Below are 25714 nucleotides of genomic sequence, written 5' to 3' on the forward strand. Positions count from 1 at the left end.
CATCACCGTGCTGAACGCCCGGTACCGCCTGCCCGCCCGCGGGCATCTGGAGCAGATCCTGACCCGCGAGCGCGCGGTGCTGACCCAGTTCCGCAATCGCCTGGAGTTGCTGCCCGGCCAGCTGGGGGCGCTGTTCTTCCTCGGCGAGCGCTTCGCGGGGCTGGAGATCGCGCCGGATCCGCGGTACTTCGCGGAGATGTGGATGCCGCTGGTGTGCTTCGCCTACGGCGTCTCCGCCTGGCACGAGCACCGGCCGCTGCCCGCGACGCAGGCCCTCGAGGCCGGCGATATCGCCGGGCTGCGTGCGGAACTGGCGAACTCGCGAGCGCGGCAGCGTGACGAGGTGCTGTCCTGGATGCCCCCGGCGAGCGGATTGAACAGCAAGGACGAGGAGAGCTACCTCGACCTGCACCTGTCCACCGTCTACGGTGAGGGCATCACCGGTCAGCTGGTGCGCGAGCACGAGCGCCTGGTCTACGCCTCGATCTTCCCGGTCGACTGGGTGCCCGGGCGGTGGTGAATTAAATAGATTGCGCGCCAACGCAATAAAGGATTGAATAGCAGTACGGGAACTGAGCCGGGCACGACGGGATCCAACTTCATTCCACATGAAGCAAATGAATTCGCCTGCTAAGCGAAAGATCAATGCCCCGCCATCGCGCCGGCCGCCTGTCCCGTACCTTACTCCGAAAGCCCCGGTGGAGACCTGACTCCACCGGGGCTTCGTAATGTCTCACGCCGTCAGCAATCCGGCTCGCTGACGCGAATCGTCCTCGGTCCGAGTGATTTCCGGAGCCGGTCGCGGGCGCGTTCGCACCGCCGCGCTGAAGAGTTGATATTCCGCCGACGGCACGCACACCTCCCGATACGGATGGCGCTGCCCGACCCGCCGCTGCGGACCCGGAATGACCACGCCGGTGCGCGGCGCCTGCCCCTTGGCCTCCTGCGACCGGACCCAGCTCTGCATGGCGCGCGAGTCGATACTCGGCAGGTACTCGACGGCGTCCTCCCACTCCAGACCCTCCACCTGCATCGGGTCGGAGACCGCGGTGACGACCACGGCGTATGCCGTCCCGACGGTGTTGTCCGCCATACGGACCTACCCCCTGTCCATGCTCGAGGCCGTCTCCCCGGCCCGGAGATCTCCGGCGTTGCACGGGGAATGTTCAGGATACTTCGAAAGATCTTGCCTTACTGGGCGTTTCACTGTTGTACCAGGTCGGTTGCGACTAATTGTGACACCCGCAACAGTGTTGCGGGTCACCTTGGGGCAAGTCGGAATACCTGCGCGTCCTAGGATGTTCAGGAGGTTGACATATCCACCAAAGGCGGATGGCTCTCGAGGAGGACCCCGTGCAGTTCGGAATTTTCAGCGTCGGCGACGTCACCATGGACCCGACCACCGGCCGGACCCCGAGCGAGGCCGAGCGCATTCAGGCCATGGTGACCATCGCCCAGAAGGCAGAGGAAGTCGGCCTGGACGTCTTCGCGACCGGCGAACACCACAATCCGCCGTTCGTGCCGTCCTCGCCGACCACCATGCTCGGCTATGTAGCGGCCAAGACCGACCGCATCATCCTGTCCACCGCCACCACGCTGATCACCACCAACGATCCGGTGAAGATCGCCGAGGACTTCGCCATGCTCCAGCATCTGGCGGGCGGGCGCGTGGATCTGATGATGGGACGCGGCAACACCGGGCCGGTATATCCGTGGTTCGGCAAGGACATTCGCGACGGCATTCCGCTGGCCATCGAGAACTACCATCTGCTGCACCGGCTGTGGCGCGAGGACGTGGTGGACTGGGAAGGCAAGTACCGGACCCCGTTGCAGGGCTTCACTTCCACCCCGCGCCCGCTCGACGGCGTCGCGCCGTTCGTGTGGCACGGCTCGATCCGCAGCCCCGAGATCGCCGAACAGGCCGCCTACTACGGTGACGGCTTCTTCGCCAACAACATCTTCTGGCCCAAGCATCACTTCCAGCGGCTGATCCGGCTGTACCGGCAGCGCTACGAGCACTACGGGCACGGTAGCGCCGACCAGGCCATCGTGGGACTGGGCGGGCAGGTGTTCATGCGCAAGAACTCGCAGGACGCCATCAAGGAATTCCGGCCCTACTTCGACAACGCGCCCGTCTACGGGCACGGGCCGTCGCTCGAGGACTTCATGGAGCAGACGCCGCTGACCGTCGGCAGCCCGCAGGAGGTCATCGACAAGACGCTGAGCTTCCGCGAGTACTTCGGCGACTACCAGCGCCAGCTGTTCCTGATGGATCACGCCGGCCTGCCGCTGAAGACCGTGCTCGAACAGCTGGACCTGCTGGGCGAGGAAGTGGTTCCGGTGCTGCGCAAGGAATTCGACGCGCTGCGCCCGGCGCACGTGCCGGACGGGCCGACGCACGCGAGCCTGGTGGCCGCGCGTGCCGCCGCCGACGAGAACGACGAGAAGAAGGACGAGGTAACCGCATGACCCGCATCGCCGTGGTTTCGGCCGGGCTCTCCCAGCCCTCCTCGACCCGTTTGCTGGCCGATCGCCTGATCGCCGCCACTCGGGCCGCACTGCCCGACACCGAGCTGGAATTCGACGTGATCGAACTCCGCGATCACGCCCACGGCCTGGCCGACAACCTGGTCACCGGCTTCGCCTCCGGTGACCTGCGGGCGGCCATCGACAAGGTGGTGGGCGCGGACGGGATCATCGCCGTCACGCCCATCTTCAACGCCTCGTTCAGCGGCCTGTTCAAGACCTTCTTCGATGTGCTGGAACCGGATTCGCTGATCGGCAAGCCGGTGCTGGCAGCCGCCACCGGCGGCACCGCCCGGCACTCGCTGGCTCTCGAGCACGCGGTCCGGCCGCTGTTCGCCTACCTGCGCGCCGTCGTGGTGCCGACCACGGTGTACGCGGCCTCGGAGGATTGGGGCACGGGCGGCGGCGTGGACAGCGGGCTGAGCGGCCGGATCCTGCGCGCGGCCGGGGAATTCGCCGATCAGGTGGCTATGCGGCCGAGCGCGGCCAAGCTCGATCCCTACGAGCAGCCGGTGCCGTTCGAGCAGCTCCTCGCCGGTGACCGCGGCGGCGCGAACCGCCGCACAGACGTCATAGCCACGTAATAGCTGGGTAGCATGACAAGGGCCGCAAGTCCCTCGAAAGAAGGCGGGTAGAGAGATGACCGAGCACACCGCGGACCTACTGCCCGCCATCCCGCTCGACGCCTGGCGGCCTACCAAGGAAACCCTGCACCGCTACGCCCAGATCATCGGCAAGGTGGCGCTGGCCAAGGGCATCCGGCGCAATCACTGGTGGCATATGACCTATCGGCTCACCGCCCGCGGCTGGACCACCGTCCCGCTCGGCAGCGCCACCGACGGACCCGTGTTCACCTGCGAGTTCGACTTCTTCGACCACGTGCTGCGGATCTCGACCACCACCGGCATCCAGGCCGAGGTCCCGCTCGCGGGGCAGTCCGTCGCCAGCTTCTACATCGAGACCATGAACGCGTTCGAGGAACTCGGCGTGCACGTCGTCATCGCCCATCCCACGCCGTTCGACCTGCCCGATCACGGCCGGCCCTTCGACGAGGACGAGGAACACCACCACTACGACCCGGCCGCCGCGCTGCGCGCCTTCCACGTGCACAGCCAGGTCGGGCGGATTCTCGAACGGTTCAGTTCCACCTACTCCGGCAAGATCAGCCCGGTCCAATTGTTCTGGCACACCTTCGATCTCGCGGTGCAGCGCTTCTCCGACCGCAAGATCGACATGACCGACGCGGTGGATCCGGTCACCCGGGAGGCGTACTCGCGCGAGGTGATCAGCGCCGGATTCTGGTTCGGCGACGACAAGGTCCCCGAACCCACCTTCTACTCCTACACCGCACCCGAACCCGCCGGACTGGCCTCGCTGCCGCTGTCCCCGGCCGCCGCGCACTGGGCCGAATCCGGGTCCGGGCACAACGCCTACCTGGCCTACGACGCCGCGCGCACGGCCGCCGACCCCATCGAGACCGTGATGGGGTTCTTCCAATCCGCCTACTCCGACGGGGCCCAGCTGGCCGGGTGGAAAGCCGACGATCTGGCCTGTCACGGCGGCATCACCGATCCGGTACTGGAGACGTCACGATTGGGGTGGCCGGAATAACCGTATGCCCCGAATCGTCTCTCCGGCATAGTGTGTCGAGAGGACCTGAGGGAGGTCACCATGGGGAAACGACCGGTGAGCGGGCCGAACGCGGTGAAACGGGGGACACGTGGCTGACGAGCGCATGGCGGTGCGGGGGGCGGGCCTGACCGCCTACCGGGACACCGCGTTCACCGCCGGACCGAGCACCCGGGTGCCGCTCATGGGCGTATTGGTGCTGGGCAGCCTGGTCCTGGTGTGGGCCGCCGAACGCGCGCCGCGGGAAGGGACCGATCACGGATGGTTCGTGGCGGTGTCCATCGCCGGGTTGTTCGTGGCGCGCGGACTGCATCTGCGGCGGCCGGTCACGCTCCCGCATCTCACCGGGGCGACCATGCTGCTGGTGGTGGCCAACTTCAGTTACCGGGCCGAACATCCCGGGGTCGGGTTCGGGTTCCTCGCGGTGAGCGGGCTGGTGCTGATGCTGCCGCAGAGCAGCAAGCCGCAGCCCGAGCAATTGCCGCGGGTGGCGGAGCTGGTGCGGCGCACCGAGATCGATCCGCTCGCGCCGTTCGCATTGCATTCGGCCAAGAGCTATTACTTCAATGCCGACGCCTCGGCGGCCATCGCGTATCGGGCGCGGTTCGGGATCGCGGTGGTGGCGGGGGATCCCATCGGGGATCGGCGGGCGTTCAACGAATTGATTTCGGAATTCTCGGTTTTCGCCAGTGATCACGGCTGGCGGATCGCGGTGCTGGGGGCGAGCCCGGAAATGGTGCAGACCTGGCAGCGGCGCGCGTTCGAGCATCGCGGGCTGCATCCGGTCGCGGTCGGGCGGGACGTGGTGCTCGAGGTCGACAGCTTCGACATGGTGGGACGGCGGTTCCGCAATCTGCGCCAAGCCGTCAGCCGCACCCAGAATTTCGGGGTCACCACCGAGATCGTGCCGGAAGCCGCGCTGACCGAACCGGAGCGCGAGACGCTGCTGGCCATCGTCGACGAATGGGGGAGCGGGCGGCAGACGCGCGGGTTCTCCATGATCCTCGATCACCTGCTGGACGGGCGGAATCCCGGGATGCTGGTGGTGCTGGCGCGGGACGCGAACGGGCAGGTGGCGGGGTTCCAGCGGTACGGAATCTCCGGCAGCGGAAGGGAACTCAGCCTCGACGTGCCGTGGCGGCGCAAGGACGCACCCAACGGCCTGGACGAGCGGATGATCGTCGACCTGGTCGAGTACGCGCGAGCGCACGGGGTCACCCGAATCTCACTGGCGTTCGCGGCGTTTCCGGAGCTGTTCGCCGACAAGCACCGCTCGCGGCTCGGGCAACTGGTGTATGTGGCGGTGCGACTGGGCGATCCGCTCATCCGGCTGGAATCGCTCTACCGATTCCTGCGCAAGTTCAATGCCTTCAGCGATCAGCGGTTCGTACTGATCCGCTGGCGTGAAGTGCTCATCGCGGCGGCGGCCTTACTCACCCTCGAATTCGTGCCGCACCGCCGCCAGTACTAGCGCACTTCGTCATTCCGGCGTGCTTTCACCCCCTCGTCATTCCGGCGTGTTTCTGGCCGGAATCTCACCTCAGGAGTTCGACCAGCGCGGAATGGAATCCAGGATCCGTCACGGCGGTGAGGTGATCGCCGGGCACCTGGACGACGCTGCCGTCGGGCAAAGCAGCGGCGAGCCGGCCGGGCTCCTTGGCGTATTGATCCTCGGTACCCGCCAGCACCAGGGCCGGGACGGTGATACCCGCGACGGTGTCGATCGGCACGCCGTCGCCGTCCCATGCGGTGTAGTTGAGCCGCAACCCATCCCACGTGGTGAACTTCGCCATCGGGCCGATGGTAGTGCCGGGTCAGCTCATCCGGGCCATAATCCCGCGCGGCAGCAGCGGCATCACCGCGCCCAGGACGCGCCACGGCCATTGCGGTACGTCGGCCCGCACGGCTTCCTTCTCGATGGCCGCCACCATGGCGTGCACGCCCTTGTCGAGCGGGGTCATGAGTTTCACGTCCCCGGCGCGATCGGACATCTCGGTGGCGATGTATCCGGGCTGCACGGTGGTGACGCGGATCGGGGAGCGCCGCAGTTCGATCGCGAGACCCTCACCGAGCGCGGTCAATCCGGCCTTGCTGGCCGCGTACGCCGCTTTCTTCCCGGGCAGTCCGCGCACGGCGCTCATGGACGAGACGAGCACCAGGTGCCCGGCGTTCTGCTCCCGGAAGATGCTCAGCGCCGCCTCGGCCTGCGCCAGCGCGCTCACGAAATTGGTGGTGGCGGTGGCGATATTGGCGTCCGCGCGGCCGGTGCCGAGCTTCGCGCCCTTGCCCAGACCGGCATTCACGATGACCCGGTCCAAACCGCCCAGCTCGCCGGACAATTCGGCGAACACCTTGGGAACGGCGGCGTGATCGTCCACATCCAGCCCGCGCACCGCGACCGTGATGCCCGGATGGGCGGCGAGCAGTTCGGCGCGCAGCTCCTCGAGGTTGCCCACCCGCCGCGCGCACAGCGCGAGATCGCGCCCCCGGCGCGCGAATTCACGCGCCATGCCCGCACCGAGCCCGGAACTCGCTCCGGTAATAAGAATTCTGCGCCTCGTCATGCCCGCCACCCTAATGCGAAATCAGCCGCCGAAGGAACCCGTGGAGGTATCCGGAACCAGCCGCCACGCGCCGCAATTCTGGGTTTCGAATGCCACATCGCTGGATTTGATGACCGCGCGCACCGGTTTGGTGCGGGTGTAATCGCTGGCGATGATGTAGAAGTTCGGATCGTTGTAATCGGTATCGGTCTGCACCTTCCACAGGCGCCGCCAGAAACATCCCACGGCCGGATCGGGAGTCCCGTCGGCGACATAGGTACCCGGTCTGATATCGGTGTTCACCAGGTACAAACCGTCCACCGTGATCTCGGTGGCCGGTTCGGCGGCGGCGGTGGCGCCGAGTGTCAATGTCAGCGCGGAGGCGCAGGCCCCCGCGATCGCGAACGCGCGTGACCGCACGATCTTCCTCCCTTATTTATGTTCCCTGCCTGCCGTGGTGGCGTTAACGCTTACCACGGTTCCGGAGATCCCCGAATCTCCCGAGAGCGGGTCTATCAGAAAACACCGAGCGGTTTGGCCGGAATGTTGGAAATAGGCAGAAACCACCGATGCTGTTCGCCGGTCCGCCGACGATATTCAGGGCATGAGAAGACTTCGACCCCTCGCGGACGGCACCCCCACCGGCCCGCCCGGCTGTACCAGCCACTGCGCCCGGCTCTGTACCGACACCGGTATCGCCGCCGTGCTCGCCGCCGACAAGGCCCTGCTGCACTGGCGGGCCGTGCGCCGGCTGGGCGATTCCGGACTCGCCGAACACGCCGTCCAGGAAACCCTCATCCGGGCCTGGCGGGCCTGCGCCACCTACGACCCCGCCCGCGGCAGCGTCCGCACCTGGCTGCTGACCATCGAACGCAACGTGCTCACCGATATCGCCCGGGTGCGCGCCGCTCGCCCCGGCGACACCAACTGGGACGAACTCGGCGAACAGACCGAGGGCCGCAGCAGCGGGCCGGATTTCACCGATGCGCTCAGCGACTGCCTGCTGGTGTCCGAACTGCTCGAACAGCTACCCGCGCCGCAGCGCGACGCGGTCGTCCAGGTCATCCTGCGCGACCGGGCCTACACCGAGGTGGCCGCCGACCTCGGGGTGCCGGTCGGCACCGTCAAAACCCGCGTGCACTATGCGCTGCGCTCGCTGCGCCGGTTGCCCATCAGCGCCTGATCCGCCGAATCGGCTCCGGCTGATCTTCACGGCTCCCACCATTGCTTTTGCCCCGATATGTCCCACTCAGGAGCCGCCATGAAACGCGCCGGACCCCTCCTCACCCTGGCCGCCGCGGCCGCCCTCGGCGGCGGCCTGCTGATCGCCAACACCGCCACCCACGGCGGCAGCGAAACGGCCACCGCCCGCACCGCGGCCACCACCACGACCACGCCGGTCACCACCCAGCCCGGATTTCCCGACCAGGCGGATTACGTCACCGTCATCAAGACCGCCGCGCGGCCGATCACGCTGTCGATCACCATCACCGGGGCCAAGGCCGTCGGGTACGCCTGCGACGGCGCGGCGGTGGAGAGCTGGCTCAAGGGCGCGGCCGACGTCGGGCACGCCGTGCTGAGCGGCGGCAATTCGCGCGTCGAGGCGCAGCTCGCCGGCGAATCCCTCAGCGGCTCACTGGTGCTGGGCGGGCAGAAGTACGAATTCACCGCGCCGCCCGCGCAAGCCCCGGCGGGGCTGTACATCGCGAATACCAGCGCGGGGCGGGACAGCTGGATCGTGGCGCCCGACGGATCGGTGACCGGGGTGCGCCGCAAACCGGACGGAAGCACCGCCGCCGCACCGGAATTGGCCCCCAATGCACGGAAGGTGCACGGCGATGACAACGATTTCTGAACCGCGGCGCGCGACCGCGTGGAGCCTGGCGGCGATTGTCTGCGCGGGTGCGGCCACGGCCATCGCACTGGGGATCTACGGCCGCGTGCACACCCCGGCCGGCGTGGCCATCAGCGTGGCCGGATTCTCCAGCCCGGGCGCGGTGAAATCCTGGCTGGCCACCATCGTGGTGCTGCTGGCCGCGAGCCAGGACGTGAGCGCGCTCGCCATGTACGGGCTGCTGCCGAAAATCCGCCCCGGGCAATGGGCCGGGCGCTGGCACGTCTGGTCCGGGCGCGCCGCCGTGCTGATCAGCATTCCGGTGGCCGTGCACTGCCTCTACGCCTTCGGCTTCGCCGACTACGACAACCGGGTGCTGGTGCATTCGCTGCTCGGCTGCCTCGTCTACGGCATCTTCGTCACCAAGATGCTGCTGCTCACCCGGAAAGGGCTGCCCGGCTGGGTGATTCCGGTCGCGGGCGGGCTGCTCTTCACCGGATTCGTCGGGCTCTGGTTCAGCTCGGCGGTGTGGTTCTTCCGGGTCAAGGGCTTCGGTGCCTGAGCAATCCGCCGGAACGCTGAACCGGGCGCCCGGCGAACACGTCGAACAAAGCAAGGGCGGGCCGTGGCGGTCCGTCGCGATAGAGGAGTGAACCCATGACCGAGCAACAGCCCACCGGACTCCGGCTCGACCGCCGGACCGCCCTGGCCGCCACGGGTGTCGCGGCCACCGCCCTCACCGTCGCCGCGTGCAGCAGCTACGGGGCCGAGGAGAAGGCTTCCGCCGCACCGCAGGGCGGGGTGAAGGAGCAGAAACAGGGGGCCGAACTGGCCAAGACCGCCGATGTGCCGGTCGGCGGCGGGCTGATCAGCGGGGACACTGTGATCACCCAGGAGAGCGCGGGGGAGTACAAGGCGTTCTCCAGCACCTGCACCCATCTCGGCTGCAAGGTCAGCGAGGTGAGCGCCGGACTGATCAAGTGCCCGTGCCACAACAGCACCTTCCGGCTCGATGGGTCGGTCGCGGGCGGGCCCGCGCCGCGGGCGCTGGACGGTAGGGCCATCACCGTGGACGGGGATCGGATTCTCTCGGCCTGAGCCCACTCCGCTTTCGGTTGCCGACCGGCGCGTCATCCGTCGAATGACGGGTTGCTCGCCGGTTGTCGGGCACCCTTGAGCCAGTGCGATTTCCCGCTGACCACTGATAACAGTTCGATCACGTCGCTTGCCAGAATGTAACTGATGTTGCCAGAGTGGTCACTTGGGGTTGGTGTTACTAGTGGGAAGGGAGGGGCGCTTCTTCCCGGAGGCGCCGTCCGCATATGAAGCCGAGCATGGTCAAGGCCGGTATCTGCACCGCCGTCACGGCCGCGGCATTCTCGACGGTGGCCGGACTGATTCCGGGCGCCGCACTGGCATCACCCGTACTGCCCGAACTGCCCCAGCGACTGCTGGGCAAGACCGTTTTCCTGGACCCCGGACATCAGGGGCCCAATCACAATCAGGATGTCGCCAAGCAGGTCAGCGATGGCCGCGGCGGCACCAAACCGTGCCAGACCACCGGCATGTCCACGCTCAACGGGGTGCCCGAGCACACCGTGAACTGGAATGTGGCGCAACTGGTCCGGACCTCGCTCGAGGGGCTCGGGGCGCGCGTCGTGTTCAGCCGGCCGGACGACACCGGCTGGGGCGGGTGCATCGACGAACGGGCGGCCGCCGCCAATCAGTCCGGTGCGGACATCGCCATCAGCATTCACGCCGACAGCGCGCCCGGCGCGGCGCGCGGATTCCACCTCATCGTGCCGCAGCTGCCGATACCGGACGCCAAGGCGAACGAGGTGCAGTCGGTGGCCGGGCTGAACGCCAGCCGGGCCATGCGCGACGCGTACCTGCAGGCCGGATTCCCGGCCGCCACCTACAACGGCGCGGCCGATGGGCTGCAGACCCGCAACGATGTCGCGGGACCGGCGCTGACGCACGTGCCGGACGTCTTCCTCGAAATGGGCAATGGGGCCAATGCCGAGGACGCCAAGATTCTCGAATCGCCCGAGGGGCAGTTGCAGCACGCGGTCACCATCACCACCGGGGTGGTGTCCTACCTGCTGGGCGTGCCGGTCCCCGGTGATTCCGAACAGGCCGCCGCCGGTGCGCCCGCCGCGCCGGTGCAGCCCGCGCAGTATCAGGTCGCACCGCAGGCGCTGCCGACGCAGCCGGATACGAATGCGGTTGAGCAGCAGGCTGTTCCGGGTGCGGTAGCGCCGGTGGAACCGCAGGTCGCCGCACAGCCCGGTGCGCAGGCTCCGGGGGTGGCGGCGCAGGCGGCGCCGGAATCGCCACTGCCGCAAACGCAACCGCAGTCCGGCAACGAGCCGCAGGTGGCGCCGCAACCGGCCACCCAGCCGGCCGATGCGAAGCAGGCGGTGCCGGAACAGGCTGCGCCGGAACAGGCTGCGGCGCCGCAGGTTCCGCAACCGTCCGCCGGACAGCCCGCGGCGCAACCCGCGCCGGGTGCGCAACCCGCCGCCCCGGAAGTCCCGCAACCGGCCGCCTCGGAACAGATCCGACCCGTGACCGTCCCCGGAGCCGTGAAGCCCGTTGCGGCCCCGCACAACCAAAGCCCGGGCGCCGGCGCTCAGCCGGGCGCGCAATCCCCGGGTACCGGCACCCCGGGCGCCAACTCGGGCGCACCGTCCCAGGGCGCGGGCACGCAATCGCCTGGCGGACGCAACAATCAAGGCACCCAGTCACCCGGCGGCAACAGCAAGACCGGCACCGGTGACCTGGACCTGGACTCCATGACCGGCCTGGTCCAAACGGCCCTCCAGTTCATGGGCCCGCTCGCCAAGCTGCTCATGGGCCAGAACGGCGTCGCCGCCGACCTGGTCAACCTGGCCTACAGCGTCGTCTCCGTGCTGTCGTCCTCGGTCCTGACCTCGCCCACCAAGTAGTCGCATCGCCGCGAAACTCCGGGATCCCTTGCGGGACCCGGAGTTTCGCGCATCCGTGCGCGCCTGCTCACGTTTTCGCCGCCCCGCGCGATTGGCGAGCACGCCGCAATGGCGGAGCGGCGCGGCGGAATCGTCCCGGAGCCGGTCGATTCGGGCGAGGTCTGTTCGGGTTCACGTGCGGCTCGATACCTCTGCTGTCGTGGGGTTTCAGGGGGAACCCCTGAGAGCTACGAGAGTTGTCATCCGTACCGCGCGGCATCACCTGTCCCGGATCCGGCGAAGAACGGAAGTCGGGCAAACATGTCGCGATCGAGCCGGTGTCCGGGCTCCGTACCGGGCCCGCGCAGGACAGCGAGGTTCTCCCGGCGGACAGGCGCACGTGCGGACAACCTCGTGTCCGGTGGTTGGCAAGCATCCGGCGCAGGAGTTCCATGAATCCCGGGTCGGGTCAGGAAGTCTGACGTCAACGACTCGTCGATCGAGGTGGATGTGATGGCTTTCGGCGTGGGCTTGAGTATCGGCACGGTCAATACGGTGTGCGCGACAGCCGCCGATCGATCCGGAAAGTATCCGCCGGGCCGCGGGGTCCCGTTCGCGGCTCGCCGGGGCAGCTCACCGCCCACCACGTGGCGCACCACTCTCACCTTCGACAGTTCCGGCACCGCCCGCGTCGGCCGCATACCCCGGCACGGGCGTGTCATCACCGAGTTCGCCGATCTCACCCAACGGGGTGCACCGGTCGCGCGGGTCGGTCACCGGGCGCTGTCGGCCGCGGATCTCGTTGCGACCGTTGCCGTCAGCGTGCTCGAGGAGGTGCTGGGGAAGGCTCCGGCGGGACAGCAGGGGCGCGCCGACACCGGCATCGCCCTCACCCATCCGGCCGGGTACTCCGAGAGACTGGTGGCCGACCTGCGCTCCGCGCTCGACAGCAGCGGGCTGAGCCAAGCCGCCCTGCTGGCCGAACCCATCGCCGCGACCACCTGGTTGCAGGCCGAACGCGGCCCGCTCACTCCCGGCCTGGCCCTGGTCTACGACCTCGGCGGTTCCGGTCTCGACGTCACCCTCGTCCGGGTCGGCGCGGGTGCCCCCAGCAATCCCATCGTCGGATTGCCCCTGCACTCGGCCGAATACGGCGGCCGCGCCTTCGGCGGCCTGGTCGCCGCCCGCGGCCGGCGCTCACCCAGCGCCCCCGTCGTCGCCCGCACCGTCTCCGACGCCGACGCTTCCGAACTGCGCGCCGAACACATCGGCCGCTCCCTCGCCCTGGTCTGGAAATGCCTCCGCATAGCCGACGTCACCATGGCTGACGTGGACCGCGTCCTCGTGGTCGGCGGCGCGGCCCGCCCACCCGAAGTGGCCCAGGTCCTGGCCAAACAACTCGCGCGCCCGGTGGTGATAGCCGCCGACCCCGAACGCACCATCGCCGACGGCGCCGCCCTGGCCGCCCGCCAAGCCCTCCTGGACCAGGAATCGGCCTCCCACCGCCCCCACTCCCTGACCGGCTTCCTCCGCCGGGTCACCCGGGTAGCGGCCATCTAGAAAGCAAGGCGGCCCGCCCTCGGAGAGGAGAGGGGCCGGGGACCGATCCCCGCACCCCTTTCGAGGCCACGCGCCGCCCCCGCCCGCGAGGGCTGAGCCTCCCCCCGAGCCTCGGCCCCCGTCGGCGCCCACCCCGGTCCGGAGATATATCTGGCCCGGTTACCGGTCGGTTCCCCATGATCGGGACGACAGTCCACGCTCACTCGTGCAAGCATGCTGCTAGCAGTTGTTGACGTAACTCGTGTTTGGTGTAACCATTGGACACAGATACAACGCCACTGACTGAGAGGTGACGACGATGTCCCCGGTTACGACACCCGTTGACGACCCGGTTGTTGCCGAAGCCATGGAGTACGCCAACAAGCTGCTCCTGCTCTCTGAAGGCTCGGTGAACAAGAGCTTCGATCCTTACGAAGACATCGACTGGGAAAACCCGGACTTCGACGCGAACTCCAAGCCCGAACGCTGGATCCTCCCCGCCTCCGCCGACCCGCTCGGCCGCCACCCCTGGTACCAGGCGCTCACCGACGAGCAGAAGATCGCCGTCGGCAAGTACCGCCAGGCCAACGTCGCCAAGGTCGGCCTGCAGTTCGAGTCCATCCTGATCAGCGGCATGGTCAACCACACCTCGTTCACGCTCCCCAACGGTGACCCGGAATTCCGGTACTGCACCCACGAGATGAGCGAAGAGCTCAACCACACCCTGATGTTCCAGGAGATGGTCAACCGCATCGGCATCGACGTCCCCGGCATGGGCCCGCTGGTGCGCCAGCTGCGCCTGCTCGGCGTGCCCGTCGCGGTGCTGTTCCCCAACTTCTTCTTCATGGCCGTGCTCGCCGGCGAGGAGCCGATCGACCACATCCAGAAGCAGATCCTGCGCTCCGGCGAGGACGTGCACCCGATCATGCGGGGCGTCATGAGCATTCACGTCGCCGAGGAAGCCCGCCACATCTCCTTCGCGCACGAATTCCTCAAGCACCATGTGCCCGAGGGCAATGTGGCCAACCGCTTCGTGCTCTCGATCGCCATGCCGATCGTCATGTTCATCCTGGGCCGCTCCATCGCGACGCCGCCGAAGAAGTTCTTCGCCGAGTTCGACATTCCGGAGAAGGTCCGCAAGGAACTGTTCTACGGGTCGAAGGAAGCCAAGCAGGTCTTCGCCGACTACTTCATCGACGTGCGCGCGCTCGCCGAGGAACTCGGCCTGATGAACCCGGTCGCCAAGCGGGTCTGGAAGCTGCTCGGCATCGACGGCCCGAAGTCCCGGTACCGCTCGGAGCCCATCCGCTCCGGCAAGGTCGCGTAGAGAAGGGGAACGTACAGTGCCGTACGTCGTCACCCAATCCTGTTGCAGCGACGCGTCCTGCGTCTACGCCTGCCCGGTCAACTGCATCCATCCCACGCCGGATGAGCCCGACTTCCTGACGGCCGAGATGCTGTACGTGGACCCGCAGGCGTGCGTCGATTGCGGCGCCTGCGCCACGGCGTGCCCGGTGGACGCCATCATGTCCTCGACCAAGCTGACCGAGGCGCAGCAGCCGTTCATCGAGATCAATGCCGACTTCTACCGGCAGGCGCGGCCCAGACCGCTACTGGCGCAGCCGATTCCGGCCGCCGAGGTGAAGCCGGGGCGCGAGCCGCTGCGGGTCGCCATCGTGGGCTCGGGGCCGTCGGCCATGTACGCGGCGGACGAATTGCTCACGCAGCCGGGCGTTTCGGTGACGGTGTTCGATCGGCTCAGCACCCCCTACGGGCTGGCCCGGTTCGGCGTCGCGCCGGATCACACCCGGACGCGGCAGGTGGGTGAGCTGTTCGACGTCATCTCGGCGCAGGCCGGGTTCGGTTCGTACCTGAATGTGACTGTCGGCGAGCATGTTTCGCACGAAGAGCTGCTGGCGGCGCATCACGCGGTGATCTATGCCGTGGGCGCGTCCAGCGATCGCAAGCTCGGGGTGCCGGGCGAGGGCCTGCCGGGCAGCGTGTCCGCCACCGATTTCGTGGCCTGGTACAACGGGCATCCCGATCACGCGGGGCGGTTCTTCGATCTGTCGCAGCCGCGCGCGGTGATCGTCGGCAACGGCAATGTGGCGCTGGACGTGGCGCGCATTCTCACCACCGACCCGGAAGAGCTTGCCGCCACCGATATCTCGGCTCGCGCGCTGTCCGCGCTGCGGCGCAGCAAGATCGAGGAAGTGGTGATCCTGGGCCGTCGCGGTCCGGCCGAATCCGCTTTCACCGTGCCGGAGTTCGTCAGCCTGCTGGGCTCGGACGTGGACATCGTGGTCGAAGGCGAGGTTCCGGAACCGGTCGCGGGCATGTCGCAGAAGGTCGAGCACAAGCTGAAGCTGTTGCGCGGCTTGGCCGATCGGCCGGTGGGCGGGCGCAAGCGGATCGTATTCCGGTACCTGTCCTCGCCGGTGGCGTTCACCGGGGTGGATCGGGTGACCGGGGTCGAGGTGGTGCGCAACGAGCTCGTCACCGGTGACAACGGGGTCGTGCACGCGGTCGCCACCGAGGACGTCGAGACCCTGGACGCGGGCCTGGTGCTGACGTCGGTCGGCTACCGCGGCGTCGCGCTGCCGGGCGTGCCGTTCGACGAGAAGGCCGGTGTGGTGCCGAATCTGGACGGCCGAGTGCTGGAGGAATCCGGCGGCGCCGTCGTCCCGGGGTCCTATGTGACCGGCTGGATCAAGCGTGGTCCGACCGGATTCATCGGCACCAACAAGTCCTGCGCCCAGCAGACCGTGCGCCAGCTGGTCGACGATTTCAACGCGGGCCGCCTGAATCGTCCCGCCCGCTCCGCCGGTGAATTCGACCGACTGGTCGGTGAGCGTCAGCCCCATGCCATCCGCGGTGGCGCGGTGAACAAGACGCCCCGGCGTCGCCTGCCATTGCTCGTGCGCGGCCGCTGAGCCGCGCCCCAGACCGATCGGTCGGGCTGCCGGGGGTGCCGGCAGCGCGCACCGATCCCCGCCGTCGGCGATCCTGCGGATCGCCGACGGCGGTTTCGTTTTCCGGGGTGCTCATCCCCTCCGCCGTCGGCAACTCTGTTGCCGACGGCGGTTTCGTTTGTGTCACTACCTATCCGGAAGCCGGTCGGCTGCGAATGGGTTAGATCCCGTACGCGTCCCCTCGTAGGCGATCGATGGAATGTGTTGTGCGAGTTGTAATGCTCCGTTTGCTCGCGACGACAACCCGCGTAGTAGAGCCGAAAACACCGCGACTCACGGACGGCGCGACCCACCGAGGATTGGGATCTCGGGGTCAGCAACCGACCAGTGATCGGTAATCCGCGCGCACATACTGACATTGCGGTTTTCTTTTTCGGACCCCATTCGCATACCGGTTGGTATTACTTCGGCGTTCGCTGTGTTGTAGCTACAAACCAGGGTTCGGCGAATGGTGCTGGTGTCCAGTTCGATTCGATCTTGGTCGAGCAGTTCTCTGACCTGTAGATTCGCCAACTTCGCTACTGGACGCGAAATCTTTTCTCCCAAATCGATATTCGAGTCCGGCATGTGCCAGTTAACCTGAACGCGCTGTTTGGTAAACGACCGCGACCGCCTGGCTGGGACGCCCTCGGGGCCGTGGTCTCGGTGCGTTGACGGGATAGCGAATGACTGCTGGCTTTGGCATGAGCATCGGCACAGTGAACTCCGTATGGGCGACTACGACCGGCGAACGTTCACGTCCGGCCGTGCGTGTCCGCCGTACGGCGATCACCTTCGATCGGGCGGGGGGACCGAGTATCGGGGGAATTCCCCGTTTCGCCCCCGTGGTCACCGACTTCGCCGATCTCACCGGTGATCCGGACCCGGTCGTCATCGGCGGCCGCATCTGGTCGCCCGCCGACCTGGTGGCCGCCGTGGTCAACGGGCTCATCCATGCCAACGCCCCCGAAGCGCCGGCCGTCAACACCTATCCGGCCTGCTACTCCGACAAGCACATTCATCGCCTGCGGCGCGCGCTGGACTGGTCCGGGGCCGCGGACGTGCTGCTCATGCCGGAACCGGTGGCGGCCGTCGAATGGCTCGACAACGAGTACGGCATCTCCGATCGCGGGCTGACGCTGGTCTACGACCTGGGCGGCAACAGTCTCGATATCGCGGTGGTGCGGACCGAGGCGGATCGGGACGAACGCGGCATTCTGGGTCGTGCGGAGCGGTCCTACGACTACGGCGGCCGACCGCTCGGTACCCTTCTCGCCCGTTATGCCCGGAGTATTGCTCCCGGTGCGGCGCAACCGGTTTCGGCCGTGGTGCCCGCGTCCGACACCAGCCGGCTGCGCACCTGGCATATCCGCAACTCGCTACGGGTGGTGCGCGCCTGCGTGCACAGATCCGGCGTCGGCATGGGGGAGATCGACCGAATACTGCTGATCGGCGGCGCGGCGCGGCCCGTCGAAGTCGCGCGCGTGCTCGCCGATCTCGGCCGCCCCGTCATCATGTCGCCCGATCCGGCGCACACCGTGGCGGTCGGCGCGGCCATCGCCGCCTACCGCAGCGCCGACACCGGTTCGGCCATCGGCCGCTATGCCCCGCGCGCAGCCGTGTTCTCCGGCGCCGCGGTGGCTTCCGCGCTCGCCATGTCCGCCGCCACCGTGCTGGGCGGACCCGTGGGCATCCCGCCCGGCCTGCAAGCCGCTCCCGGACCCGCCGATATCGGCGCCCCCGGTACGAGCGGCGCGGGCGACGTCCTGCTCCTCGACGAAGTCGGCACGCCCGGCGTGGCCGGCACCTCCGGCGGGCGCGTGCACGCCGTCAACACCGCCGCCGCGGTCCGCCCCTACGGTATGGGCCCGATGATCGCGCGCACCGTGCCCGGCAGCGCCACCGAACGCGCCCGCACCGGCAACACCTGCGAAACCCGCAGCCCCACCGAGAATCTCACCTACGCGAACCCCGCGCAGTTCACCAATCCCCTGCCCTTCCCCACCACCTCCACCCTCAGCTCCTTCTCCTTCACCGTCCAGCCCGGCCAGATTCCCTCGGTGAGCCTGCCTGGCACCGGGGTGGGATCGATCAGCCAGCCGGGAACCGGGACCACGCCCGTCGGCGGCACCACTCCGGGCGGTACGCAGCCCGGATCGACCACTCCCGGAACCGATCCGGCGGGTGGCACCCCGAGCACGGGCGGCACGACGGGTGACCCCGCTGGGGGAACCACCGGCGGGGGAACGACTTCCGGCGGGACCGGTGGCACCACGGGTGGGACGACCGGCGGAACGACCGGCGATCCCGCAGGCGGCAGCACGGGCGGCAGCGAACCGGCCCCGAGCGGTGGCACGGGCGGCAGCACCACTCCCGGCGGCACCACCGGCGATCCGGCGGGCGGCACCACGGGTGGCTCGACGAGCGGCGGTTCGGGTGGAACAACCACCGGCGGAGGAACTTCCGACGGCGGTTCCACCGGCGGCACTGGCGGCAGCACCGGTGGCGGGACGGGCGGCTCCACAGGCGGCACCTCGGGCGGTTCTACGGGCGGTGGCACCTCGGGCGGTTCGACGGGCGGCACCTCGGGCGGCTCGACCGGAGGCGGCGCTTCGGATGGATCAGGCGGTGGCTCCGGCGGTTCGACGGGTGGCGGCACAGGCGGCGGCGCATCGGGCGGCACCGGAGGTGGTACGTCCGGCGGCGCGACAGGTGGTGGCGCTTCGGGTGGCTCCACCGGCGGCACGGGCGGCAGCACCGGTGGCGGCACCTCAGGAGGCTCGACGGGTGGCGGCACGTCCGGCGGATCCGCCACTGGCGGAGGCGCTTCCGGCGGCTCCGGTGCGGGCGGCTCCGGCGGCGCTTCCGGAGGTTCGGCAGGCGCCGGCGCATCATCCGGCGGCGGAGCCTCCAACGGCGGCGGTGCTTCAGGCGGCGCAGGCGGCGGCGCGTCCGGCGGCGGTTCCCGCGCCGGTGCCTCCTCCGGTGGCGGCGCATCCTCGGGCGGCGCCGGTTCCGGCGGCTCGAAATCCGGTGGATCTTCCTCCGGCGGTTCCTCTTCCGGCGGTTCGCACGGTGGAGGCGGCGGAGGGGGCGGAGGCGGCGGTGGTGGTCACCGTTAATACTCCGCACAGCAGGATGCCGGCCCCGGTCGGCAATCCGAATACGGGGGTGTCGGCTCCGGCCGGCAACTCGATTGCGGGAGCGACGGTTTCGGTCGTTATCCCCGCGCGTGGGATGAGGCGGCCGCGCCCGTCAGCCCCGCGCGCGGGATGTGACGGCCGCAGCCGTTGGCTTTCGGAGCTCGAAGTCGCGGCCCGCGGCCGCTGGCTTCCGGAATGGGAGGTGACGGCTCATTGCGGTACGCGACCCGATTCGCAGACCACGACAGTAGCCGTCGGCTTCCCGAGCGGGCGGTGAACGGTGGTGGCCGTTGACTTCCCGGATCGGCCGTGACTTCGGTCGCGGCCCCTGAGACGGCGAACGGGTGGTGGAGCCGATCCCTCCATCGAGCCCGGCGTCGAAAGTGACCGGCCCACCCCGCGCCTAATGTGCCCAGCGCGGTGGTGGGCTTGGTCGCTTCAATACCCTTCCGGCCGTGGGGGATTCAGCGGGCGGTGAAGCCGCCGTCGATCGCCAGGGCCGCGCCGGTGATGAAGCTCGCTTCCGGGCTGAGCAGGTAGGCGCAGAAGGAGGCGATCTCCTCGGGCTGGGAGATGCGGCCCAGGGGATGCAGGGCGGCGATGGCGGCCTCGCCTTCGGGGGTGGCGCCCATGGAATTACGGAACGCCGGGGTGTCGACCGCGCCGGAGACGATCGCATTGACCCGAATGTCGCGGTCCGCGGCCTCCAGCGCCACGGCCCGGGTCAGCCCGACCACGCCGTGCTTGGCGGCCACGTACGGCGCGACCTGCCCCATGCCGACCACACCCAGGTTGGAGGCATTGTTGAGAATGGCCCCGCCGCCGGATGCCGCCAGCGCCGGAACCTGATGCCGCAGACCGTAGTACACGGCGGTGAGGTTGAGTTCGAGGTCGGCGCGCCACCCGGATTCGTCGATGGTCTCCACATTGCCGAACGCGTTCACCGCACCGGCATTGTTGAAAGCGGCGTCCAGACGGCCGAATTCCTCGACGGCGGCCGCGGTCAGCCGCGCCACATCGGCTTCGACGGTGACGTCGGCGGGCACGAACAGCGCCTTGCCGCCCGCGCCGCGGATCTCCTCCGCGACCCGGTCACCGGCCTCCTTGCCGCGCGCGCCGAGCACCACCGCACCGCCCTCGGCGGCAATGCGCCGCGCTACGGCGACGCCGACTCCCGAGGTGGCGCCGGTGATCAGGACAACCTTGGACGCGAAGCGATTTCCCATGACTGCGTTTCCCCTTGCGGTAGATCCGATTTTCGTTGACATGTCATATTCAACGCGGACGCGAGGGGTGTCGCTGGCGGTAATCGGCCTTCACATTTGACGTATCAAGTATCTCGGATTCAGGCGGGTGCGAGCAGCTCCGGCAGCTCGTCGAGGCTGTCGATCACGATGGCCCGGGCGGCATCCGGCAGCTCGGAGCTCAGATAACCCCAGGGCCCGCGCCGGATCAGCACCGGCCGCATCCCCGCCGCCAGCACCGGCAGCACGTCATTGTCGACCCGGTCCCCGACGTAGCAGATCTCCGCCGCTGACACCCCGGCCACCTCCGCCACCCGCACGAAGAACTTCGGATCCGGCTTCTCGAGCTCCCATTCCGCCGAGGTGTAGATGGCATCCACCGGCAGCTCCATCCGCTCCAGCGCCGACTTCGCCTGCGGCGGTTGATTCCCCGCGATGATCACCCGCAGCCCCCGCCGCCGCAGCTCATCCAGCGCGGACCGCACATCCGGATACAGATCGTCGGCATCGAAGTTGTTGCGCAGGCTGTCCGGTTCGGCGGCCGCCCATGCCGCGTCCTCCGCCGCCAGATCGATTCCGGGCCGCAGCAATTCGAACGCCTCGGTCAACGGCCGCCCGGTCGCCGCCATCCCGCCGATCGCGCCGAGCAAGGCGAACCCGGGCACCCCGATCCGCTCCGCCCACCGATTCCAGATCCGCGTCTCGTCGATCAGCGTCTCGCCCACGTCGAACACCACAGCCTTGATCATCGGCCCAGCGTATCGACCCGCCGTGCGGCTGTTGCTCAGTGCTGGGCGTTGACGAACCCGATCGCGGTCGCGCCCCACCAGCACACCTGCGAGACGACCCCGGTCGCGACGCCCCAGGTCAGCAGCTTCGGCGTGAGCGGGACATCACCGCGCCGATCGAGTCGCCGCCCCAAGGCCCAGGCCTGAATGCCGTTGAGCGTCAACACCAGCACCAGCCCCATCTTGGTCTGCGTCATCGGGGAGGCGAGGTTCGGCTCCAGCACGCATCCGCTGGCGACGAGTCCGGCCAGCCCCAGCCAGATCGGCACATGCAGGGCGCTGACGATCCGCAGGGTATCGCCCAGGCTCGCCCGGCCGGTCAGCCAGCGCAATGCGAACGAGTCCGCGACGAGCACGCCGCCGAAGCCGAGCACCAGTGAAGCGAGGTGGACGAACAGTCCGGTGGTGTGCACGGCCGGGGTGATGGCGGCATGCGCCGCGATCCAAATCGCTCCCGCCAGTGTGCCGGTGGCGAGCACCCCGTACGCGATCAGCATCCGCCACGAATCATGGGGAACGCGCGTCAGCCACGTATTCGGGCGAACGGTGCCGGGGTGGAGCATGTCTGGCCTTCCATCAGGTAAGGGAAGCCTAAACTATCGATGGAAGCCGGCGGATGGCAAGTCGGCCACGAACCGATCACCGTCTACCGGTGCCGGGCTACGAGTGGCACCTGAGCGTGGGACCCGTCGGCGCGTCGCCGCACTGATGTGCCACTGATCATGAAGAGCAGGGATTTCCCGGGATGGCATTTCAGATCGCCGGGCGGTCAGGCCGAGAGGCGCAGCGGGGCGATCGTGGCCGCGAGGTAGCGATCGAGCACTACCTCGGACAGATGGGGATGCGCGCCCAGGGTGGGGGCGTGAGTGACGTCGGGGGCGGCGGCGATCAGGCGATCGGTCAGCAGGCCGGGAGCGAGGAACCAGGGGGCGACGATGACCTGTTCCGCGCCACGGGCTCGCAGTGCCGAAACCGCTTCGGGGAGGTTCGGATTCGTGGTGGCGAAGCAGGTCTCGGCATCCCAGCCGGTGAGGTCCGTGAGGGCGCGCGCCACCTCCGCCGTACGGACATTCGCCGCGGCGGACGAAGAACCCACCGCCGCCACCGCGATGCCAATGCGCCGCGCAGCCTTGCGAACGGGATCGCTGAGCATTTCCAGGACGCGATCACGCAGGGCTGTGATCAGACGCGGATCGGCCCCGAGCACATCGGCCTGGGTCAGGCGCAGGCGCGGATGGCGGGCGCGGATCTCGTCCAGCATGCCGGGCAGGTCCACGCGGGCGTGAAAGGCGCTGCCCAGCAGGAGCGGGACCACCACCGCGTGGGAATGGCCGTCGGCGGCAACCGAATCCACGACCTGATCGACCGATGGCGCGTTCAGGTCCAGGAACGCCAGGCGGACGTCCAGATCCGGGCGGGCAGCGGCGATCTGCTCGACGACGGCGTACATGGTCGCGGCCGAGCGCGGATCGCGGCTGCCGTGGGCTACCGCGATCAGGGCGGGGGAGCGGGGGCCGGTCTCGGCGAGCGGTCCCGCCGCGAACAGCGACCCGACGCCCGCGCGGGATCCGGCCGTGCGGGGGCCGGCGCTACTCGAAGTGGTTGCGGCGGTGCGTATTCCGCCCGGCAGGACGGCCGGAACTGCGCCGTTGCCGGGCGGATTCACCTCAGACTCCGACTTCCGCGCCGACCTCGACCGCGGTCAGCGCATCGCCGACCAGCCCGGCGGCCAGGGTGTTGCCACCGGCCGGATCGATCAGCAGGAAGGAACCGGTGTGGCGGTTGACGCTGTAGTCGTCGGCCACGATCGGGTCGGCGACCCGGATCGAGATGCGGCCGATGTCGTTGAGGGACAGCGACTCCGGGCTCGGATCGGCGGCCAGGTTCTGCTCGTCGAAGCGCTCCACCAGCGCACCCACGATGGCCTGGGTGGTGCGGGTGCCGTGCTTGAGCAGCAGGCGGGCGCCGGCGCGCAGCGGCTTGTCGCCCAGCCAGCAGACGGTGGCGTCGAAGGTGTCGATGGGCTCGGGCGCGCCCGCCGCGGAGGCGATCACATCGCCGCGGGAGACGTCGACATTGTCGGCCAGGATGAGGGTGACCGAGCGGCCGGGCTGAGCGGAAGCCAGCTCGCCGCCCGGGGTGTCGATGCGCTCGATGGTGGTGCGGGTGCCGGACGGCAGCACCACGACCTCGTCGCCCTTGTTCACCACACCGGCCGCGACCTGGCCCGCGTAGCCGCGGTAGTCGGGGTATTCGGCGGTGCGCGGGCGGATCACGTACTGCACGGGGAAGCGCAGGCCGATTTCGTGGCGGCCGTGCGAATCCGCGTCCACCGGAACGGATTCCAGGTGCTCGATGAGCGACGGCCCGTCGTAGTACGGGGTGTTGTCCGAGCGCGAGGCCACATTGTCGCCGTTGAGCGCGGAGACCGGGATCTCCTGCACGTCTTCGGGCGCCCAGCCGAGCTTGGCGGTGAGCTCGGCGAATTCGGTGCGGATCCGGTCGAACACACCGGCCGCGTCATCGACCAGGTCGATCTTGTTGACGGCCAGCACCAGCTTCGGCACGCCCAGCAGCGCCATGACGGCGGCGTGGCGGCGGGTCTGCTCGATGACGCCCTTACGGGCATCGACCAGCAGGATCACCAGCTGCGCGGTGGACGCGCCGGACACCGTGTTCCGGGTGTACTGCACATGTCCCGGGGTGTCGGCGAGCACGAAAGAGCGCTTGGGCGTGGCGAAGTAGCGGTACGCCACATCGATGGTGATGCCCTGCTCACGCTCGGCGCGCAGGCCATCCACCAGCAGCGACAGGTCCGGGGTGGACAGGCCCTTGTCGACCGAGGCGCGGGTGACGGCGTCGATCTGGTCGGCCAGCACGGATTTCGTGTCGTACAGCAGCCGGCCCACCAGGGTGGACTTCCCGTCGTCGACCGATCCGGCGGTGGCTAGTCGGAGTAGGTCGGACATCAGAAGTAACCCTCTCGCTTGCGGTCTTCCATGGCGGCTTCGGAGACGCGGTCGTCGCCGCGGGTCGCGCCACGTTCGGTGAGCCGGGACGCGGCGACCTCGGCCAGGATGGCCTCGTTGTCGGCGGCGTCGGAAATGATTGCGCCGGTGGTGGATCCGTCGCCGACGGTGCGGTAGCGCACGGACTTGATCAGCAGCTCTTCGTCGTCCGAAGGCCCGCCCCACACGCCGGGGGTCATCCACATGCCGTCGCGCTGGTACACGGGGCGCTCGTGCGCGTAGTAGATGGAGGCCAGCTCCACGTCCTCGCGGGCGATGTAGCGCCAGATGTCCAGCTCGGTCCAGTTGGAGATGGGGAACACGCGCACGTGCTCGCCCGGCGCGTGCTTGCCGTTGTACAGGTTCCACAGCTCGGGGCGCTGCCGCTTGGGATCCCAGCGACCGAACGCGTCACGCAGCGAGAAGATGCGCTCCTTGGCCCGCGACCGCTCCTCGTCGCGGCGGCCGCCACCGAAGACCGCGTCGAAACGGTTCTCGTTGATGGCGTCCAGCAGCGGCACGGTCTGCAGCGGATTGCGGATCCCGTCCGGACGCTCCTGCAAGCGGCCGTCCGCGATGTAGTCCTCGACATTCGCGACATGCAAACGCAGGCCGTACTTCTCGACCACCTTGTCGCGGAACGCCAGCACCTCGGGCAGGTTGTGCCCGGTGTCGACGTGCAGCAGCGCGAACGGCAGCGGTGCGGGCCAGAACGCCTTGATCGCCAGGTGCAGCAGCACCGTGGAGTCCTTGCCGCCGGAGAAGAGGATCACGGGCCGCTCGAACTCGCCCGCCACCTCCCGGAAGATGTGGATGGACTCGGACTCCAGCGCGGCCAGGGTGTCGAATTCGGTCTCTGTTGAAGTCATGAGGCGTGCAACCCGCATTCGGTCTTGGCGAGCCCGGCCCAGCGGCCGGATCGCGGATCGGATCCCGGTTCCGGCTTCCGCGTGCACGGAGCGCAACCGATGGACGGATATCCCTCTTCCACAAGGGGATTGACGAGGATGCCGTTGGCCTCGATGTAGGAGGCCATCTCCTCGTCCGACCAGGCGGCGATCGGATTGATCTTCACCAGGCCGAAGCCTTCGTCGTAGGAGATGAGGGGAGCGTTGGCGCGGGTGGGGGCCTCCACCCGGCGGATGCCGGTGACCCAGGCGTTGTACGGGGTGAGCGACTTCTTCAGCGGCACCACCTTGCGCAGGTTGCAGCACTGGGCGGCATCGCGGGCGAAGAGGTCCTTGCCGAGCAGCTGATCCTGTTCGGCCACAGTGTGTTCCGGCGTCACGTTCACGATGTTCACGCCGTACACCAGCTCCACCGCGTCGCGGGTGCCGATGGTCTCGGCGAAGTGGTAGCCGGTGTCCAGGAACAGCACGTCGACGCCCGGGCGCACCTGGGAGGCCAACTGCACCAGCACGGCGTCTTGCATGTTCGACGCGACGATGTAGCCGGACCCGAAGTTCTCCTCGGTCCACTTCAGCAGATCCTGCGCGGAGGCGTCCGGCCCGAGTTCGGCCGCGCCCTTTTCCGCGATGGCCCGCAGTTCCGCTTCGGCGAGTTTGGTTGTGGTCATTGCTGT

The 25714-nt window shown here is 68.6% G+C and carries 26 protein-coding genes; 14 read left to right on the forward strand and 12 right to left on the reverse strand.

Annotated elements, in window-relative coordinates:
- Positions 1-7: 7 nt before the first annotated feature.
- Complete coding sequence (locus NY1_RS44300) at positions 8-520, forward strand: ARPP-1 family domain-containing protein (RefSeq protein ID WP_218028529.1); 513 nt, start codon at positions 8-10, stop codon at positions 518-520.
- Between the two features lie 213 nt (positions 521-733).
- Here NY1_RS44300 and NY1_RS34895 read toward each other — a convergent pair whose 3' ends face one another.
- Positions 734-1093, reverse strand: coding sequence for a hypothetical protein (locus NY1_RS34895; RefSeq protein ID WP_067721436.1), 360 nt, complete (start codon positions 1091-1093; stop codon positions 734-736).
- Positions 1094-1353: 260 nt separating this feature from the next.
- On the opposite strand from NY1_RS34895, the gene NY1_RS34900 reads away from it, so the two are divergent.
- From NY1_RS34900 to NY1_RS34915, 4 genes are all read left to right on the forward strand, one after another.
- Positions 1354-2469: an LLM class flavin-dependent oxidoreductase gene (locus NY1_RS34900; protein WP_067721481.1), complete on the forward strand. Its 1116-nt coding sequence runs from the start codon at positions 1354-1356 to the stop codon at positions 2467-2469.
- Positions 2466-3110 (forward strand): FMN reductase, encoded by a 645-nt coding sequence (locus tag NY1_RS34905; RefSeq protein ID WP_067721437.1) that lies wholly within the window; start codon positions 2466-2468, stop codon positions 3108-3110. Before NY1_RS34900 ends, NY1_RS34905 begins: the two co-directional genes overlap by 4 nt.
- A 55-nt stretch (positions 3111-3165) precedes the next feature.
- On the forward strand, positions 3166-4137 hold the full coding sequence (locus tag NY1_RS34910) for a DUF5996 family protein (protein WP_067721438.1): 972 nt from the start codon (positions 3166-3168) through the stop codon (positions 4135-4137).
- A gap of 109 nt (positions 4138-4246) precedes the next feature.
- Complete coding sequence (locus tag NY1_RS34915) at positions 4247-5626, forward strand: bifunctional lysylphosphatidylglycerol flippase/synthetase MprF (RefSeq protein WP_233434619.1); 1380 nt, start codon at positions 4247-4249, stop codon at positions 5624-5626.
- Between the two features lie 64 nt (positions 5627-5690).
- Here NY1_RS34915 and NY1_RS34920 read toward each other — a convergent pair whose 3' ends face one another.
- From NY1_RS34920 to NY1_RS34930, 3 genes are read right to left on the reverse strand one after another with little or no spacing between them, the layout of a single operon-like run.
- The gene (locus NY1_RS34920) at positions 5691-5948 is read right to left on the reverse strand and encodes an alpha/beta fold hydrolase (RefSeq protein WP_067721440.1); all 258 of its coding nucleotides are present in this window, start codon (positions 5946-5948) and stop codon (positions 5691-5693) included.
- Between the two features lie 21 nt (positions 5949-5969).
- Complete coding sequence (locus NY1_RS34925) at positions 5970-6719, reverse strand: SDR family oxidoreductase (protein WP_067721441.1); 750 nt, start codon at positions 6717-6719, stop codon at positions 5970-5972.
- Between the two features lie 21 nt (positions 6720-6740).
- A complete protein-coding gene (locus NY1_RS34930; RefSeq protein WP_067721442.1) occupies positions 6741-7118 on the reverse strand; it encodes an Rv1352/Rv1906c domain-containing protein in 378 nt (125 codons plus the stop codon).
- 184 nt (positions 7119-7302) lie between these two features.
- Between NY1_RS34930 and NY1_RS34935 the strand changes: the two genes are divergently transcribed.
- The 8 genes from NY1_RS34935 to NY1_RS34970 all read left to right on the forward strand — a co-directional run bounded on the left by NY1_RS34935 (position 7303) and on the right by NY1_RS34970 (position 15931).
- Entirely contained in the window at positions 7303-7881 is a 579-nt protein-coding gene (locus tag NY1_RS34935; RefSeq protein WP_084535908.1) for a sigma-70 family RNA polymerase sigma factor, read from the forward strand.
- A gap of 78 nt (positions 7882-7959) precedes the next feature.
- Entirely contained in the window at positions 7960-8553 is a 594-nt protein-coding gene (locus NY1_RS34940; protein ID WP_067721443.1) for a hypothetical protein, read from the forward strand.
- Complete coding sequence (locus NY1_RS34945) at positions 8537-9094, forward strand: DUF6529 family protein (protein WP_067721444.1); 558 nt, start codon at positions 8537-8539, stop codon at positions 9092-9094. The genes NY1_RS34940 and NY1_RS34945 overlap by 17 nt, the downstream gene beginning before the upstream one ends.
- Before the next feature lie 95 nt (positions 9095-9189).
- Positions 9190-9630 carry a Rieske (2Fe-2S) protein gene (locus NY1_RS34950; RefSeq protein ID WP_067721445.1) on the forward strand — a complete coding sequence of 147 codons (441 nt, stop codon included), beginning with the start codon at positions 9190-9192 and terminating at the stop codon, positions 9628-9630.
- 224 nt (positions 9631-9854) lie between these two features.
- Positions 9855-11480 (forward strand): N-acetylmuramoyl-L-alanine amidase, encoded by a 1626-nt coding sequence (locus NY1_RS45580; RefSeq protein WP_067721446.1) that lies wholly within the window; start codon positions 9855-9857, stop codon positions 11478-11480.
- Positions 11481-11972: 492 nt separating this feature from the next.
- On the forward strand, positions 11973-13019 hold the full coding sequence (locus tag NY1_RS34960) for an Hsp70 family protein (protein ID WP_157762640.1): 1047 nt from the start codon (positions 11973-11975) through the stop codon (positions 13017-13019).
- 298 nt (positions 13020-13317) lie between these two features.
- Positions 13318-14325 (forward strand): AurF N-oxygenase family protein, encoded by a 1008-nt coding sequence (locus NY1_RS34965; RefSeq protein WP_067721448.1) that lies wholly within the window; start codon positions 13318-13320, stop codon positions 14323-14325.
- Between the two features lie 16 nt (positions 14326-14341).
- Positions 14342-15931 carry an FAD-dependent oxidoreductase gene (locus NY1_RS34970; RefSeq protein ID WP_067721449.1) on the forward strand — a complete coding sequence of 530 codons (1590 nt, stop codon included), beginning with the start codon at positions 14342-14344 and terminating at the stop codon, positions 15929-15931.
- Positions 15932-16243: 312 nt separating this feature from the next.
- Here the strand turns inward: NY1_RS34970 and NY1_RS43310 are convergent, their stop codons facing one another.
- Complete coding sequence (locus NY1_RS43310; RefSeq protein ID WP_157762641.1) at positions 16244-16537, reverse strand: hypothetical protein; 294 nt, start codon at positions 16535-16537, stop codon at positions 16244-16246.
- A gap of 179 nt (positions 16538-16716) precedes the next feature.
- On the opposite strand from NY1_RS43310, the gene NY1_RS34975 reads away from it, so the two are divergent.
- On the forward strand, positions 16717-19071 hold the full coding sequence (locus NY1_RS34975) for an acetate and sugar kinases/Hsc70/actin family protein (protein WP_067721450.1): 2355 nt from the start codon (positions 16717-16719) through the stop codon (positions 19069-19071).
- A gap of 485 nt (positions 19072-19556) precedes the next feature.
- On the opposite strand, the gene NY1_RS34980 is transcribed toward NY1_RS34975, so the two are convergent.
- The 7 genes from NY1_RS34980 to NY1_RS35010 form a co-directional block, all read right to left on the reverse strand.
- Positions 19557-20318, reverse strand: a complete 762-nt coding sequence (locus NY1_RS34980) for an SDR family NAD(P)-dependent oxidoreductase (protein WP_067721451.1) — start codon at positions 20316-20318, stop codon at positions 19557-19559.
- Between the two features lie 119 nt (positions 20319-20437).
- On the reverse strand, positions 20438-21085 hold the full coding sequence (locus NY1_RS34985) for an HAD family hydrolase (protein ID WP_067721452.1): 648 nt from the start codon (positions 21083-21085) through the stop codon (positions 20438-20440).
- 35 nt (positions 21086-21120) lie between these two features.
- Positions 21121-21621, reverse strand: a complete 501-nt coding sequence (locus NY1_RS34990) for a hypothetical protein (protein WP_233434620.1) — start codon at positions 21619-21621, stop codon at positions 21121-21123.
- Between the two features lie 272 nt (positions 21622-21893).
- Positions 21894-22670: a sirohydrochlorin chelatase gene (locus NY1_RS34995; protein WP_267888484.1), complete on the reverse strand. Its 777-nt coding sequence runs from the start codon at positions 22668-22670 to the stop codon at positions 21894-21896.
- A 121-nt stretch (positions 22671-22791) separates the two neighbouring features.
- Positions 22792-24093: a sulfate adenylyltransferase subunit 1 gene (locus NY1_RS35000; protein ID WP_067721453.1), complete on the reverse strand. Its 1302-nt coding sequence runs from the start codon at positions 24091-24093 to the stop codon at positions 22792-22794.
- Positions 24093-25019, reverse strand: a complete 927-nt coding sequence (gene cysD / locus NY1_RS35005) for a sulfate adenylyltransferase subunit CysD (RefSeq protein ID WP_067721454.1) — start codon at positions 25017-25019, stop codon at positions 24093-24095. The genes NY1_RS35000 and cysD overlap by 1 nt, the downstream gene beginning before the upstream one ends.
- A complete protein-coding gene (locus NY1_RS35010; RefSeq protein ID WP_067721455.1) occupies positions 24998-25708 on the reverse strand; it encodes a phosphoadenylyl-sulfate reductase in 711 nt (236 codons plus the stop codon). The genes cysD and NY1_RS35010 overlap by 22 nt, the downstream gene beginning before the upstream one ends.
- Positions 25709-25714 lie beyond the last annotated feature (6 nt).

The sequence above is a fragment of the Nocardia yamanashiensis NBRC 100130 genome (assembly GCF_001613325.1).
Taxonomy (GTDB): Bacteria; Actinomycetota; Actinomycetes; order Mycobacteriales; family Mycobacteriaceae; genus Nocardia; species Nocardia yamanashiensis.

Excerpts from the sequence above, each read along its gene's own strand:
- cysD (WP_067721454.1), bottom strand. The coding sequence starts at position 25,019 with ATGCGGGTTGCACGCCTCATGACTTCAACAGAGACCGAATTCGACACC.
- NY1_RS34935 (WP_084535908.1), top strand. The coding sequence starts at position 7,303 with ATGAGAAGACTTCGACCCCTCGCGGACGGCACCCCCACCGGCCCGCCC.
- NY1_RS34960 (WP_157762640.1), top strand. The coding sequence starts at position 11,973 with ATGGCTTTCGGCGTGGGCTTGAGTATCGGCACGGTCAATACGGTGTGC.
- NY1_RS34945 (WP_067721444.1), top strand. The coding sequence starts at position 8,537 with ATGACAACGATTTCTGAACCGCGGCGCGCGACCGCGTGGAGCCTGGCG.
- NY1_RS43310 (WP_157762641.1), bottom strand. The coding sequence starts at position 16,537 with ATGCCGGACTCGAATATCGATTTGGGAGAAAAGATTTCGCGTCCAGTA.
- NY1_RS45580 (WP_067721446.1), top strand. The coding sequence starts at position 9,855 with ATGAAGCCGAGCATGGTCAAGGCCGGTATCTGCACCGCCGTCACGGCC.
- NY1_RS34985 (WP_067721452.1), bottom strand. The coding sequence starts at position 21,085 with ATGATCAAGGCTGTGGTGTTCGACGTGGGCGAGACGCTGATCGACGAG.
- NY1_RS34990 (WP_233434620.1), bottom strand. The coding sequence starts at position 21,621 with ATGCTGATCGCGTACGGGGTGCTCGCCACCGGCACACTGGCGGGAGCG.
- NY1_RS34910 (WP_067721438.1), top strand. The coding sequence starts at position 3,166 with ATGACCGAGCACACCGCGGACCTACTGCCCGCCATCCCGCTCGACGCC.
- NY1_RS34980 (WP_067721451.1), bottom strand. The coding sequence starts at position 20,318 with ATGGGAAATCGCTTCGCGTCCAAGGTTGTCCTGATCACCGGCGCCACC.
- NY1_RS34965 (WP_067721448.1), top strand. The coding sequence starts at position 13,318 with ATGTCCCCGGTTACGACACCCGTTGACGACCCGGTTGTTGCCGAAGCC.
- NY1_RS34905 (WP_067721437.1), top strand. The coding sequence starts at position 2,466 with ATGACCCGCATCGCCGTGGTTTCGGCCGGGCTCTCCCAGCCCTCCTCG.
- NY1_RS34920 (WP_067721440.1), bottom strand. The coding sequence starts at position 5,948 with ATGGCGAAGTTCACCACGTGGGATGGGTTGCGGCTCAACTACACCGCA.
- NY1_RS34895 (WP_067721436.1), bottom strand. The coding sequence starts at position 1,093 with ATGGCGGACAACACCGTCGGGACGGCATACGCCGTGGTCGTCACCGCG.
- NY1_RS34950 (WP_067721445.1), top strand. The coding sequence starts at position 9,190 with ATGACCGAGCAACAGCCCACCGGACTCCGGCTCGACCGCCGGACCGCC.
- NY1_RS35010 (WP_067721455.1), bottom strand. The coding sequence starts at position 25,708 with ATGACCACAACCAAACTCGCCGAAGCGGAACTGCGGGCCATCGCGGAA.
- NY1_RS34925 (WP_067721441.1), bottom strand. The coding sequence starts at position 6,719 with ATGACGAGGCGCAGAATTCTTATTACCGGAGCGAGTTCCGGGCTCGGT.
- NY1_RS35000 (WP_067721453.1), bottom strand. The coding sequence starts at position 24,093 with ATGTCCGACCTACTCCGACTAGCCACCGCCGGATCGGTCGACGACGGG.
- NY1_RS34940 (WP_067721443.1), top strand. The coding sequence starts at position 7,960 with ATGAAACGCGCCGGACCCCTCCTCACCCTGGCCGCCGCGGCCGCCCTC.